We start from the raw sequence: 13,649 nt of genomic DNA, 5'->3' as shown, positions 1-13,649 counted from the left end.
AGCTCCCCCGGCCCGAACACCGACGCGGGCCCAGAGGAATCTCTGGAGTCCCGAACTCCAACCCGCCCCGGACCCCAGGTGCGCCGCCTCGACCATTCCCGCGCGCAGGCATCGCCCCGACACTCCCGCACGCAAGCATCACCCCACCGCTCCCGCACGCAGGCATCGCCCAGCTCCCCCGGCCCGAACACCGACGCGGGCCCAGAGGAATCTCTGGAGTCCCGAACTCCAACCCGCCCCGGACCCCAGGTGCGCCGCCTCGACCACTCTGGTGCACCGGCATCGTCCCGACACTCCCGCATGCAAGCATCACCCCGCCACGCTGGCGTCCATGCGACGCGCTGTCATCCCAGCGTGCTCTCGGCCGGAAGGCATCGAGATACACGCGGCGACTGTGGATCCCGGCCAATAGCATGCCGGGTTTGCGACCTACCGCAGCAAGATCAAACGGTGAGGGAGCTGTGGTGGCGGAATTTCGTATCGAATCGCGCCACCACAGCTCCCTCACCGAATTCGGCGGCGGATATCTTGGGGAATAGCGCGATCAATGATCCACAATGGCCGTCGATTCACCAGTGGCTATTGATTCCCCACTGGCATCGGGTCGTGAGGGAGCAATGGCGGCGAACTTTCTCAGCGAATAGTGCCGCCACAGCTCCTTCACCGAATTCGGCGGCAGACACCTGGGGTTCGCGATGAATGATGTGCAGTGGCCATCGATTCCGCAGTGGAATCGAGCCGTGAGGCAGCGATGGCGGGGAGCTTTCTCAGCGAATGGTGCTGCCACAGCTGCTTCACCGATTTCGGCGGCGGGTATTCGGTGGGGGTGCGGCGATGAATGATGTGCTGTGGCCGCCGGTTCCGATGTGGCATCGGGCGGTGCCGGGGCGGGTTGGGCCGCCGCCGCTGGTGTGGCTGATCGGGGTGCATGGCGGGGCGGGGGTCACCAGTTTGGCTGCCAGTCTGCGGTGGGCCGGGGATGCCGGGCGACGGTGGCCGGGGCGGATCGGGCTGGTGCGGGATATGGATTCGCCGCTCATGGTGCTGGTGGCGCGCACGCATATGAGTGGGCTGGTGGCGCTGGAGAATGCGCTGAATTCGTATATGCACCAAGCGACTCCGGCGGGCAGCCTGGTGGTGGGGGTGGTGACCGTCGCCGATGCGGCCCGGCCGCTACCGAATGCGGTGGCGCGCAAGCACGCCGAGATCGAAGTGCTGGCGCGGGAGGTCGGCGCACCCGTGTGGCGGCTGCCCTGGATCGAACAGTGGCGGGGACTGGAACCGCACGAACTCGCCGTGTGGTCGCCCACCGCCATCACCAGCCCGACCGAGGACGCCGACGCCACCCGCACACCCCCGCAACCGATCCGGCACTTCGCCGAGCAACTCTTCGCCGCCGCCCGCGCCACGGGTGCGCTGCTCCTGGACCAATCCACCGACGACCAGCCCTCAGACAACCAACCCCCCGGCAGCCGATCCACCGGCAACCAGCCCTCCGGCACTCAGCCCTCCGGCAGCCGATCCTCCGACAACCAGCCCTCTGGCAGCCGATCCTCCGACAACCAACCCTCTGGCACCCAACCATCCGGCAGCCGATCCACCGACAACCTTCCCTCCAACAGCCGACCTTCCGACAACCGATCCACCGGCACTCAGCCCATCGACAACCGATCCACCGGCACTCAGCCCATCGGCAGCCGATTCACCGGCACTCAATCCTCCAACGACGCAACAACTCTCGATAGCGATTCGGTGCACACCGCGAGCCGCCCGGCATCCTCCGCCGCCAGCTCGGTGCACTCCGGCAGCGACGCAGTCGCTGTCGGAAACCACGCCACGACTTCTGGGAACGACGCAGGGCGCGCTGGCAGCTCCCCCAGGCGTTTCGGGAACGACACCGGGCAATTGGAGAACTTCCCAACGCAATCCGGGAACTCTCCGGAGCAATCCGGCACCGCCACTGGGCAATCCGAGAGGTCCTCTGGGCAATCCGAGAGGTCCTCAGGGCATTCCGGTCGTCACGCCGCGACTTCCGGGACACCCGTCCTGCACCGCGAGGCCGGTTAGCGCCGCTCCGGTGCACACCGCTCGACCATCAGGCTCACGAGGAGGATCGAAAATTGCTGACACGGGCAAGAATTCGAAACTCGGCGCTCATCACCACCGTCTGCGCGCTGACGGTGGTCACCGTCGGCGTGTCATGGGCTGATACGCCGAGCACGCAATTGTCTATCGACAAATGCCCGGCGCTGTTCGCGCTCGGCGTGCAGGGCACCGGGGAATCCTCACCGGATGCGGCCATCACCACCGATACCGGCATGCTGTCGGCCGTTTTTCGGCCCATGATGGCCGGGGCCACCGACGATGGGCTGGTGGATCGGGCGTATGTGCCGTACGAGGCGTCCTTCGGCGGCGCGACTTCGGTCAGCGTGACCCCGTATGCCCAATCGGTCGACGACGGTCTCACCCGGTTGAAGTCCATGGCGAAACAGGTGGCCGATCGATGCCCGAGTACGCGGCTCGCGCTCGCCGGGTATTCCCAAGGCGCGCATGTGGTGTCGAAGTTCGCGCAGGAGGTCGGGGCGGGTAAGGGCGTCGTCCCCGCCGATAAGGTCGCCGCGGTGGCGCTTTTCGGCGATCCGACCCGCAATACCGGCGAATCCCTGTTCCCCGGAACGAAAGACAAGACCGCGCCCGATGCCGCGCCCGGCACCAGCGGCACCGCGGTGGCGGCACTCACCGCGCCGATGGCCCCGGATCAGCTCGCCACCGGGCAGGGCATCGGCATGGACGACAAGACGAAGACCGACTTCGGCAAGCTGGTCGGACGTGTCGCAAGCTTTTGCACCACAGGCGATCTCGCATGTGACGCGCCGACCGGATCGCCGATCGTGCGGGCCGTCGCGAATCTCGCCAGCCAGGTCGAGCTCTCCGGCGCGGATCCGATCGCCTCGCTGAAATCCATTGTGGAGGCACTGGCCTTCACCTCGATCAAGACGTTCACCTCGGTGGTGAACAACGATATTTCGGGGACCACCGTCACCGATCTGTCCATCGCGCCGCAGAAGTCGATCTCGGAGCGGATCGCCGAAGCCTCCAATCCGACCACGCAGGTGGATCTGCCCGCCGCCCTCCAAGCGCTGGTCAAGATCGGCACCATTGCCTTCAATTCCGTTGTCGCCGTGGTGAAGAACGTGCTCACCGCCACCAATATCGCCGAGATCGCCACCGCCGGACTGGCCAATCCCCTGGCCGGACTGGCCGTGCTCGGCACCAAGGTGGTCAGCGCGGTCGCCGACCTGGTGCCGCCCACGACCATCAGCAAGCTCACCACCCAGGCATTCACGGCGGTGACCACCAATATCACCGACAATAAGGACCTGCTCGACGTCACCACCTGGACGCGCTACTGGAACACCGCGCAGAAACACGACTACACCCACGCGCAAGGGGCAGGATTCGGCGACAGCGACAGCCCCGCCACCTACGCGGGCAACTGGTTCGCCGCCGTCGCCCACGACCTCGCGGGCAGCGCCCAACCCGGCAGCACCCCCCGCGGCGGCAGCGACAAGCCCAGCAGCGGACTGGATTTCGCCCCCACCTCCACCGCCCCCACCACCGTCGCCCCCAACGGCCAATTCCCCCTCGGCGACAGCCAAGCCGTGACAACCAGCATCTCCCCCACCCTCACCACCTCCGGCGCACCCACCGGCGGCCTCTCCATCGTCATCCCCAGCCCCGAACCGCAGGTGAACCGATGAGCACACCCGAAGCGGAACCCCTGGCGCCCCCGGACGAGGACGACGAATACACCGGCACCTGGTCCGACTGGATCGCCCCCGCCACCCGCCGCTCCAGAACCAGAACCAGACGCGAAGCCGCCGCACGGCATGCCGACCCCGCCTACGACGATTCAACCTCGGCACCAAGGCATTCCGAACGCGCGTACGACAACCCCGACAACCTCCCTGCACACGAGGGCTCGGCCCACACCTCCGCAGGCAGCGGCTCGACCCGCAGGTCCACGGGCGATCGCCCGGCCCACCACTCCGCGGGCGACGACTCGGCCTACCGGTCCGTGGGAGACGGCTCGCCCGATCACTCCACGTACGACGACTCCGCAGACGATTCCACGCGCGGCGGCTCGACCCGCAACTCCGCAGGCGATCACTCGGCCTACGACGACCCCAACGACGGCTCGGACTACAGCTCCGCGCACACCCGCTCGACCCACGACCCTGAGGACGACTCGACCTACGACCCCGAGGACGACGGCCCGGGCTACGACCCCGGACACGACCGCTCGACCTACGAACTCGTGGAAGACGACTCGACCTACGATCTCGCGGAAGATGACTCGGCCTACGAGTCAGCTGACGACGAGTTCGAATACGGCTCGGCCGACGACGATTTCGACGACGAACCGGACGATGACCGGCGCTATCAGGACGAGGAAGTCTACGACGGCCTGGTGCCGACGCGGCGGCACCGGGTGGCGCAGGCGGCCGGGTCCGGCTCGGGTCCTCGCCACAGCGCCGAATCGCCTGTCGGGCAACGCCCGCAATCCCAGGGTCGGCACGGCGCACAATCCACCGCCCGGCAAGGCGGACAATCCTCGGCTAGGCAAGGCGCACAACCCTCGGCCAGGCAAGGCGCACGATCCTCCGTTCGGCAAGGCGCACAATCTTCCACTCGGCAAGGCGCACAATCTTCCGCTCGGCAAGGCGCGTACTCCACTGCCCGGCAAGGCGTGTACTCCTCCCAGCAAGGTTCGCAATCGTCCGCGCCACAAGGCTCGCAATCCACTGCGCGGGAACGCCTGCAATCCACCGCGCGGGAGCGGCTCGCGGCGGCGCGGGTGGGGCGGCGTGACTCGGGTTCGCGCGGATCGAATCCGATCAGCCCGGACCGGCCGTGGCTGATACCGCTGCTCGGGATATTGGCGGTGCTCGCCGTGACCGCCGCCGTCGCGGTGCAGATCGCCAAGGCCACCTCCTCCGGCGACGGCCACCGCGCACCCGCCGTCGCGGCTGCCGTGCCGACCTCGGCCACCGCGGCTCCGGCCGCGGCCGCCCCCGCCGACCTCTGCCCCAATGAAACCCGCGGCACCACCCTGCGCGGCAATGGTCCCGGCAGCACCAAATCCGGCCCGGACGCCATCCTCGCCCTGCAAAACCGCTACTACGTGGATCGCAATGGCCAGGCGGTTCGCGAAATGTTCGCCCCCGACGCCGCCGCACCCACCGCAGCCACGATCCAAGCCGGAATCGACTCCATCCCGGCGGGCACCACCTACTGCGTCCAAATCCTCCCCGGCCCCTTCGACGGCCAGCACATCATGGTCGTGAGCGAGACCCACCCAGACGCCACCCGCAAGACCTGGCCCGCCCAACTGGTAATCACCAGCACCACCGCCGACCGCACCCTGATCTCCGCAATAGTCCCGGTCTCCGAAAACACGACCCCGCGCTAACGGTCCCGCCCTCGCCGCGTCTACAAGTCATGGGCGAGCATGGTTGCAGGGCTTCTCGACAGGTGCAGGGGTTGTAAGGCCTGCAAGTGTCGAGAAGGCATGCGACTTGGGTGGGCGGCGGGTCGGGTGGGAGCACGCGGGGTGACAGGGGTGTTTATCAGTGGTTTTGGTGGTTGGGCGGATTGTCGGCTAATGTTCTTTCTCGCAGCCGGACGGGCGGAAACGCTCCGGAAAGCGGCACGCGGATGTAGCGCAGCTGGTAGCGCATCACCTTGCCAAGGTGAGGGTCGCGAGTTCGAATCTCGTCATCCGCTCAACCAAGCCCCGGATCTTCGGCAGTCATTGCCGGTGGTCCGGGGCTTTTTGGATCAGCAACCGTGCCGACCAGCCGGTTTTTCAGGCCGAGCCTCCGCCTCGAATGAAACATCCTCGCGCACAGTAGATCTCGACCACATTCCCCGAGCCTAAAGTCGAACTTCAGGGTATCTTCATGGGGTGACTCCCTTGCTCAGCGCCTTCCACGACACTGTGCTCGTCCATACCTCCGTGCTCGCCCAAATCGGGAACCCGACACCGGAAACCCCGCCGGTGGCCGACAAGTTGCTCAAACTCGTCCGCTACTTCACCTGGTTCGTCCTACTGTCGGGCGTCCTGGGCATCACCTACGCGGGCGGCCGCTTCGCGTGGGAGAAATGGAGCGGCAGCGGCCTCGCCTCCCCGAAGATGGTGGCAGGCGCCATGATCGGCGGCATCATCGCCACCAGCGCAGGCACCATCATGAACGCCGCCATCGGCTCCTAGCCCGAATCCGGGTGTGACAGAACGGTCATGTCGATCAGCTAGGGTGCGTCCCTCTACATCGAGGGAGCACATGAACACCTGGCGCGATCTGGACCCTGCCACCCGGAAGGCCTTGCTGCGCGGCGAGCCTGCCACCGATCCGGAGATCGACCGGATCGCGAGGGCCTATGCCGAGCAGACATTGAACGGCAATCGAGTCCAGAAAGTCTTGGCCGGGCTGGCAATCGGCCTGGCCCTCGGTTTTCTCCTCGGAGTTCTGCTGGTGCGGGCGGACCTGGGAATCACCTCCGCCGCCCCGGCTGTGGTGTTGGTCGGTATCGTCGGGATCTGCTTCGGAGTCAGGATCCCACGCAGACTCGCGCTGGTCCGAATCTTGAACGTCAGCAATGGCATGCCTCGGGAACTGGTCACGCCCGGGTCGACGGAGCCGCTGGAGACCAGATTGCCCACCCGGGGCGTACTTCAGTCGATGGCACGCATGCTGTGGATCTTCGGCCCGCTGCTCGGCGTCGCTGCGCTCTGGTCGAATCCATGGCTGCTGGGCATCATTCTGGTCCTGGCCGTCCCGGTCGTCGCATATTTCGGATACCTGTTGTTCTGGTCGCTGTCGGGCCGTCCAACCACCTTGGATACCGAAGGAATCCACACGCAGAGGACTCGGATCGCATGGCATGAGGTTCTGGAAATCCGGCTCACGCCCGTGCGTGCGAGCGAACCGGCGGCCCGCCAAGTGATCGCCTTCGTCCTGCACGACAACGAGATCTTCCTGCGGCAGCTCTCGGCCTGGACAGCCTTCTTCGCCAAGCTGAACATCAAGACTTACCAATCGCCGATCGCCTTCATGGACGGATTGGTCGACAAGCCGGTCGACGAGATCGCCGCGTCGGCCGCCGCGCTGTCGGGGCTTGCGGTCTCCAGAGTCCAACGCAGCTGACGGGATCAGGACACGGCCGCTGATGGCCGGAAGTGTCGGTGGGCGGGGATAGGCTCGTCGAACAGACTGGCGAAGGGGCCGCTTTGACGATGGGCGAGACGGGTACGGTGCGGGACGACCTTGCCGAGGGTGTTTCCTTCGGGCTCGAGGACGTCAATGAGGTGCTGGCCGCGATGGTGTGGGAGCAGGCGGTGGAGCGGCCTCGCGATGGGGAGCTCATGACGTGTCGGCTCGGGCTGGATGGGGAGAGCCCGGAGACGCTGACCATGCTCGGGGCCCGGTTCGAGGTGTCGCGGGATCGGGCGCGGCAGTTGTACACCCGCGCGGTCGGGAACATGGTGCGGTACGCGCAGGCCACGGGGGCGTTCGATCTCGGGGTGTTCGCGGAGCGGTACCCGGTGGGGTGGGGGGACGAACGGCTGGTGCGCACCCTGCTCGGCGAAACCTATGCCACCGATACCGATATCGCGGCGCAGGACTGGTCGTATCTCAAGCTGCGGCTCGCCGGGCACGACTTGCAGGATGCGAAACGCATGGCCGGGTTCGTGTTTCAGCGCATCGCGGGCTGGCAGCAGAAGGGCCGCTGGCATCTGCTGCCGCCCGTGCATCCGGAGGAAGTGCCCGCGGGCATCTGGAACCCTTGGCTCCGCCGCGTCGAATGGGGCGAAGGCACAGCCGCCGCCCTGCCCGCGACCCCCGCCCGCACCATCGACCTCGCCGATGACAGCCGCGGCACCATGTTCTCCGAAAAGCTCGCCCGCGAAACAACTTTCGACACCGCCCTGCAAGCCCGCCTGTTCCGCCTCCTGGACGGCAGCGACCAAGTGGATTCCTTCTGTGAATTCCCCACCCCCGTCACCTACGACGTGGACGGCTCCGAACGCATCCACTACCCCACCGCCGCCGCCCGCTTCACCGACGGCCGCACAGCCCTCATAGACGTAGTCCCCCTGGGCCACGTCGCTTTCCACGTCCAACGCGCCCGAGCCGCCGCAGGCCGCGCCTACGCCCACTCCCACGGCTGGGGCTGGCTGGTCTGGACCGGCAGCGCCACCGGCGTGGCCGACCTCGCCACCCGCGCAGTCGATTCCCACGCCGAGAACATCCTCCGCAACCGCCTGGCCTCCGCCCCGATGACGTGGCCCGACCTCACGGCCTACCGCGCCGAAACCGGCATCGAACTCCTGGACTTGGCCGCCCTAGTCCTACGCCACAACTGGCGCTGGGACCGAGCCCCCTTCCGCCTAACCCGCTGACCGCCCCGTCATGCTCGACACCGCAGAGTCCGTGCACCCTCCCGCGCGGCCTTTCTCCGCACGCAAACCACCGATCGAAGTGGCACGAGCGGTTCAGTTTGGCTCACACCCCTACAGGTCGCCCCGCAGGGGTGTGAACCAAACAGTTTGGGGGTGAACCCGCCGAAGGTGTTGGGGGGTGGGTTATTTGAGGAACATGCCTGCGGCTATGAAGGTGACGATCACCAGGAGGGCGAACCAGGTGATCAGCTGCCAGTGCATGAGGGCGGATTTTTGACCGGCCACGGTTAGGCGGAGGGTGGCGTCCACGCGGTTGTGGTCGGCCAGGCGGCGGCGGGCCTGGGCGAGGTCGTCGGATTGGGTTTGGGCGGCTTGTTCGGCGCGTTCCAGGCGGTGGGTCATGCGCAGGAGTTGTTTGGCCTTGTCCCGGGTGGCCTTGCGCGCCAGGGCCAGTGCGGTGCGCTGGTTCATGAGTTCGGCACGCTGGCGTGCGATGACGGCGGCCTGTGTGCGGGTGTGGCGTTCCCAGTCGGTCACCGTTGCCCATCCTCCCGTGTGCTCGTCGCGGAAGCCGTACGCAATCTGCTCCGCGACCCATTCCGACATGAATTCCCGCAGCTCATAGGCGTTCTGGCGGGGGATGACCACGCCGCCGGGCCCGGTGCTGAGCGCTCCCCCGACCGCCCGGTATTCACAGCCCGCCGCCGCGAAGTCATCAATGCCCAGGGCGGGCAGCTGCGCTGTCCACCAGCCGGGCGGGGTGATCCACAGCATTTCGCTACAACCACTGCTACGCAGCGCGGTGGTGAGCTGACGGGCACGCTGCAACTCCGGTGCCGCACTGGACACCTCGATGGCGCACAGGCGATCACCGATCCGCCACAGCACGTCCACGGTGTGCGCGCCGAGGGCGGCATCCACCTGCACTTCCTCCGCGCCCGCGGCAAGCAATCGCCCGCGCAGCCAGAATTTGAGGCGCTGGGTATCCCAGCGACAGTCCACGCAGCCGGGCTCCCGACAACGCTCGCCGGGCGCATGCCCGCGCGAATCCGCGGAGCCCGTTTTCTCCTTGGACACCTGCGGATTCGGTTTCGGATCGGCGAGGGCTACCGACTTCCCGCGCGGAACTTCCACTCGCCTCATGCTCACCACAATCACCCCAGCCACTGCACCACATGGACCGCTTCCGCTGATCCGGAAACAACCAGCCCACGCTGTTACTTCAAGAGTGCCGCAGCGCAAGCCCCCTCAGACAGCGAAGCGACCAGATTCGTTACTCAACCGCGAGCGCCGCGTGATCAAGCGCGTCGCAGATCGTAACCACCAGTCACGATGCCGCACTGTCACAACCAGGTTCCGGTTGTGCGGACACGTTATTCGCTACCGGACCGATCGCGGGGTCGAATACGATTACTCGCATGAACACGTCCGCATGTCAGGTCATGATGCCTCGCGCACGGGGCTGCTGAACGCTGCGCGGACACACGTCCGAGGCCCTGCACTCCGGGGCCTCGACGCATTCTGCTCGGAGCCCTGCCAGATCCCTGGAGGAATCCGATGACCACCTACCTCACCACCACCATCCCGTACGTCAATGCCCGGCCGCACTTGGGATTTGCGCTCGAACTCGTCCAAGCCGACGTGCTCGCCCGGCATCTGCGCGGACGCGGCGAACCGGTCCGTTTGCAAACCGGAACCGACGACAATTCACTCAAGAACGTCCTCGCCGCCGAGGCCGCGGGCATCGACGTCCGCGACTTCGTGAAGGCGAACGGTGACGCCTTCACCGGCCTGGCCGGACCGCTCTCACTGGCCATCGACGATGTGATCCGCACCGGCAGCGATCCGCGACACCGGCAAGGGGTGGAACGCTTCTGGCGCGCCTGCGCCGCCTCCGGCGACCTGTATCGCAAGCATTACGAGGGCCTCTACTGTGTCGGCTGCGAACAGTTCTATACCCCGGCCGAGCTCGACGACGACGGCCGATGTCGCGACCATGGCACTGTGCCGCAACAGGTTTCGGAGCCGAACTGGTTCTTCCGACTATCCCGCTACGGCGATCGGCTGCACGAGGCGATCAGCTCCGGGACACTCCGCATCGAACCGGCCGCACGCCGCAATGAGGTCTTGGCATTCCTCGCCGGAGGCCTGGAGGACTTCTCCATCTCCCGCTCCGCGGACCGCGCACGCGGCTGGGGCATCCCCGTACCCGACGACCCCGGCCAGGTCATCTACGTCTGGTGGGACGCACTCGGCAACTACCTCACCGCCCTCGGCTACGCCACCGACAGCGAAGACCTCGCCCGCTGGTGGACACACGCCGAACGCCGAATCCATTTGGTAGGCAAGGGCGTTCTCCGATTTCACGCGGTGTATTGGCCCGCCATCCTGCTCTCGGCCGGACTGCCGCTACCCACGGACATCCTCGTGCACGACTACCTCACCATCGACGGCCACAAGATCAGCAAGTCCTCCGGTACAACCATCGACCCCGTCGCCCTGACCGACCGCTACGGCACCGACGCCGTCCGCTGGTGGCTCCTGCGCGAACCACCCCGCACCGGCGACGCCGACTTCACCGTGGACCGCCTCATCCACCGCGCCGACAACGAACTGGCCAATGGCTTCGGCAACCTGGTGAACCGCACACTCGGCCTGATCCACCGATACCGAAGCGGCAGACCACCATTCACCACCACCTCCGCCCCACAAGCCGACCGCCTGGGCCGAGCACTCGGCAACGCGGGCGCGAACATCCACCAAGCGCTGGACGACTTCGACTTCCGCCAAGCCACCGCCGCCGTCTGGACCATCGCCGAAGAAGCCAACCGCTACATCAACCACATCCGCCCCTGGGACCTGGCAGCCGCCGAACACACCACCGCCCACCCCAACCCCGAACTGGACGCAATCCTCGCCACCCTCCTCCACACCTGCCGAACCCTCGCCGAACACCTCACCCCCTTCCTCCCCGACCTCGCCACCCGCATCACCCACCAATGCACCGTCCACGACGGCAAACTCCCACCCCCACAACCCATCCAACCCCGCCTCGCCGCCACCCACACCACCTGAACGCCCGGCCGACTCCATCCACATCAAGATCAGGGAGCACTGGTGGCGGAAATCCGTCCAATTCACCACCACCAGCGCTCCCTGATCATGAAGCGCGCAGCCGGAAAGCGGCGTGGCCGATCTATTTGCGGTCGCGGATGCCCACTGGTCCGATGGCCGGGCGGTGTGGCTCGACCTGGCGATGCCCTGGTGGCGGGGCGAGTGGCTGAGGTGCAGCGTTGTTCGGCAGGCTCTACAGTTTCGGCATGTTCGAACCGCAGACATTGAATCCGCTGCTCCGTGGGGCGCGCGTTGCCAACTCGGTGGCGTTCGCGTTGCAGGGGTTCTTTCTTGCGGTGATTCTTACCGAGCTGCCGCAGTTGAAGGACAAGTTCGAGCTCACCGATGGGCTGATCGTGGGGATCGTGGCGCTGATCTCGCTGCTGGCGGGGGTGGGGAGTATTACCGCGGAGCGGATCGCGCTGCGGTGGTCGAGCCGGACGGCATTGCGGATCGGGCTCGGGTTGATCGCGGCCACGGGGGTGGGGATTGCGTTCGCGCCCAATATGATTGTGGTGTTTCTCGTGCTGGGGATTTATGGGATCGCGGTGGGGATCGTGGATGCCGGGACCAATATGCAGGCGGTGTTCATTCAGCACGGGTATGGGCGGTTCGTGTTGTCGTCGTTCTATGCGGCGTGGAGTGCGGGATCGATTGTGGGTGCGCTGACCGTGTCGGCGTTCGAGGCCGTGGATGTGCCGCTGTGGGCGTCGATTCTGATCGCGGCCGCGGTGGTGCTGGTGGCGGGACAGGCGTTCGGGGTGCGACTGCTCGGGAGTCGGGAAGCCGAGGCGGGTCCGGCCGAGACCGAGATCGCCGAGGCCGTGCCGCCCGCATCGGTGCCGGTGCGGATCTTCCTGGTGTTCGGGGTGGTGATCGCGCTGGCGTTCGCCATCGACCTCGCGGTCGGGAACTGGTCGGCGCTGTATCTGAAGGAAGAACTGCTGTCCTCGCCGTCGACCGCGGCATTGGCGCTTGCCGCCTATCAGGGTGCGTCGTTGCTCGGGCGGCTCACGGGTGACTTGTGGGTGCGGCGGTTCGGACCACGGCTGGTGGTGCGGGTCGCGGCTGCGGTCGGGGCGGTCGGTTTGGCGATCGTGGTGGGTGCGCCCGGTCCGGTCACCGCGATCATCGGCTTCCTCATCGCCGGAATCGGCCTGCCGATCATCGCGCCGCTGTGCTTCAGCGAGGCCGGACAGCTCACCAGCGGACGCGGACTCGACGCCCTCATCGCGCGGCTGAATCTGTTCAACTACGCGGGCACACTGGTCGGCGGCGCAGTGGTCGGCCTGGTCTCCGACGCCTTCAATATGCGAGCCGGATTCACGATTCCGCTGGTCTTCGCGGTAATCCTGGTCGGCTTCGCCAAGGTCTTCCACCCGCGCGCCACCACCTCGGCCGCGGACGTGCAGCCAGCCAACGAACCTGCTTGACTGGATCGAGTGAGCAACGAAGCAGTGATCGTCGACAGAGCGAAACCGGACGACGCGAACGAACTGGGTGACGTAGCCGCCGCGACCTTCCCGATGGCCTGCCCACCCGAATCCACACCCGAAGACATTGCCGCGTTCATCGCTGAGGTGCTGTCCCCCAACCGCTTCCAGGACTACCTAGCCGATCCCGCCCGCACCGTGCTCAAGGCCCTCGCCGACGAGAAGATCATCGGCTACGCGCTGCTGAACACCGCCGAACCCGCCGACCCGGATGTCGCCAAGGTCATCGAACTGCGCCCGATTACCGAGCTCAGCAAGATGTATGTGCTGGCCGGACACCACGGCAACGGCGTATCCGCGGCCCTGATGCAGGCCGCCCTGGACTCGGCCCGCGAGGACGGCAGCGCGGGCGTCTGGCTGGGCGTGAATCAGAAAAACGCTCGCGCCCAACGCTTCTACGGCAAGCACGGCTTCCAGATCGTCGGCACCAAGACCTTCATGGTCGGCTCACAGCAGCACCACGATTACGTCATGCAGCTCGAATTCTGACGCCCGCCGGGGTTGACTCGTTTCGTGTGTTCAGTCGATACTGAACACACCGCACCTACAGAACATGATGTGGGTAGCAACGAAGGAGT

10 protein-coding genes and 1 tRNA gene are annotated in these 13,649 nt (G+C 66.5%); 10 read left to right on the top strand and 1 reads right to left on the bottom strand.

The genetic code is table 11. The annotated features are described in order from the left end of the window. Nucleotides 1-834: 834 nt before the first annotated feature. The 7 genes from AB0N05_RS08750 to AB0N05_RS08720 all read left to right on the top strand — a co-directional run bounded on the left by AB0N05_RS08750 (nucleotide 835) and on the right by AB0N05_RS08720 (nucleotide 8,464). Nucleotides 835-2,067 carry a hypothetical protein gene (locus tag AB0N05_RS08750; protein ID WP_364689345.1) on the top strand — a complete coding sequence of 411 codons (1,233 nt, stop codon included), beginning with the start codon at nucleotides 835-837 and terminating at the stop codon, nucleotides 2,065-2,067. 53 nt (nucleotides 2,068-2,120) lie between these two features. After that, nucleotides 2,121-3,761 carry a cutinase family protein gene (locus AB0N05_RS08745; protein ID WP_364689342.1) on the top strand — a complete coding sequence of 547 codons (1,641 nt, stop codon included), beginning with the start codon at nucleotides 2,121-2,123 and terminating at the stop codon, nucleotides 3,759-3,761. Then, on the top strand, nucleotides 3,758-5,473 hold the full coding sequence (locus AB0N05_RS08740; RefSeq protein WP_364689339.1) for a hypothetical protein: 1,716 nt from the start codon (nucleotides 3,758-3,760) through the stop codon (nucleotides 5,471-5,473). The genes AB0N05_RS08745 and AB0N05_RS08740 overlap by 4 nt, the downstream gene beginning before the upstream one ends. A gap of 241 nt (nucleotides 5,474-5,714) precedes the next feature. Next, nucleotides 5,715-5,787, top strand: a tRNA-Gly gene (locus tag AB0N05_RS08735). A gap of 181 nt (nucleotides 5,788-5,968) precedes the next feature. Further along, nucleotides 5,969-6,274: a hypothetical protein gene (locus AB0N05_RS08730; protein ID WP_364689337.1), complete on the top strand. Its 306-nt coding sequence runs from the start codon at nucleotides 5,969-5,971 to the stop codon at nucleotides 6,272-6,274. A 70-nt stretch (nucleotides 6,275-6,344) separates the two neighbouring features. Beyond that, on the top strand, nucleotides 6,345-7,208 hold the full coding sequence (locus AB0N05_RS08725) for a hypothetical protein (protein ID WP_364689334.1): 864 nt from the start codon (nucleotides 6,345-6,347) through the stop codon (nucleotides 7,206-7,208). Between the two features lie 89 nt (nucleotides 7,209-7,297). After that, nucleotides 7,298-8,464 (top strand): hypothetical protein, encoded by a 1,167-nt coding sequence (locus AB0N05_RS08720; RefSeq protein ID WP_364689331.1) that lies wholly within the window; start codon nucleotides 7,298-7,300, stop codon nucleotides 8,462-8,464. Between the two features lie 183 nt (nucleotides 8,465-8,647). On the opposite strand, the gene AB0N05_RS08715 is transcribed toward AB0N05_RS08720, so the two are convergent. Beyond that, nucleotides 8,648-9,607, bottom strand: a complete 960-nt coding sequence (locus tag AB0N05_RS08715; RefSeq protein WP_364689328.1) for a hypothetical protein — start codon at nucleotides 9,605-9,607, stop codon at nucleotides 8,648-8,650. Nucleotides 9,608-10,021: 414 nt separating this feature from the next. Between AB0N05_RS08715 and metG the strand changes: the two genes are divergently transcribed. The 3 genes from metG (at nucleotide 10,022) to AB0N05_RS08700 (ending at nucleotide 13,560) form a co-directional block, all read left to right on the top strand. Continuing rightward, on the top strand, nucleotides 10,022-11,539 hold the full coding sequence (gene metG / locus AB0N05_RS08710; RefSeq protein ID WP_364689325.1) for a methionine--tRNA ligase: 1,518 nt from the start codon (nucleotides 10,022-10,024) through the stop codon (nucleotides 11,537-11,539). A 245-nt stretch (nucleotides 11,540-11,784) separates the two neighbouring features. Then, the gene (locus tag AB0N05_RS08705; protein WP_364689322.1) at nucleotides 11,785-13,011 is read left to right on the top strand and encodes an MFS transporter; all 1,227 of its coding nucleotides are present in this window, start codon (nucleotides 11,785-11,787) and stop codon (nucleotides 13,009-13,011) included. 9 nt (nucleotides 13,012-13,020) lie between these two features. Continuing rightward, on the top strand, nucleotides 13,021-13,560 hold the full coding sequence (locus tag AB0N05_RS08700; RefSeq protein ID WP_364689319.1) for a GNAT family N-acetyltransferase: 540 nt from the start codon (nucleotides 13,021-13,023) through the stop codon (nucleotides 13,558-13,560). Nucleotides 13,561-13,649: the final 89 nt, after the last annotated feature.

The organism is Nocardia sp. NPDC051030, assembly GCF_040683015.1.
Taxonomy (GTDB): domain Bacteria; phylum Actinomycetota; class Actinomycetes; order Mycobacteriales; family Mycobacteriaceae; genus Nocardia.
Note: the sequence above shows the minus strand (reverse complement) of the source record. Positions and strands in the feature narration are given on the sequence as shown.

What these genes read in the sequence shown, in the direction of transcription:
- AB0N05_RS08750 (WP_364689345.1), top strand. Translation starts at nt 835, where the DNA reads ATGAATGATGTGCTGTGGCCGCCGGTTCCGATGTGGCATCGGGCGGTG.
- AB0N05_RS08740 (WP_364689339.1), top strand. Translation starts at nt 3,758, where the DNA reads ATGAGCACACCCGAAGCGGAACCCCTGGCGCCCCCGGACGAGGACGAC.
- AB0N05_RS08725 (WP_364689334.1), top strand. Translation starts at nt 6,345, where the DNA reads ATGAACACCTGGCGCGATCTGGACCCTGCCACCCGGAAGGCCTTGCTG.
- AB0N05_RS08720 (WP_364689331.1), top strand. Translation starts at nt 7,298, where the DNA reads ATGGGCGAGACGGGTACGGTGCGGGACGACCTTGCCGAGGGTGTTTCC.
- AB0N05_RS08715 (WP_364689328.1), bottom strand. Translation starts at nt 9,607, where the DNA reads ATGAGGCGAGTGGAAGTTCCGCGCGGGAAGTCGGTAGCCCTCGCCGAT.
- metG (WP_364689325.1), top strand. Translation starts at nt 10,022, where the DNA reads ATGACCACCTACCTCACCACCACCATCCCGTACGTCAATGCCCGGCCG.
- AB0N05_RS08705 (WP_364689322.1), top strand. Translation starts at nt 11,785, where the DNA reads ATGTTCGAACCGCAGACATTGAATCCGCTGCTCCGTGGGGCGCGCGTT.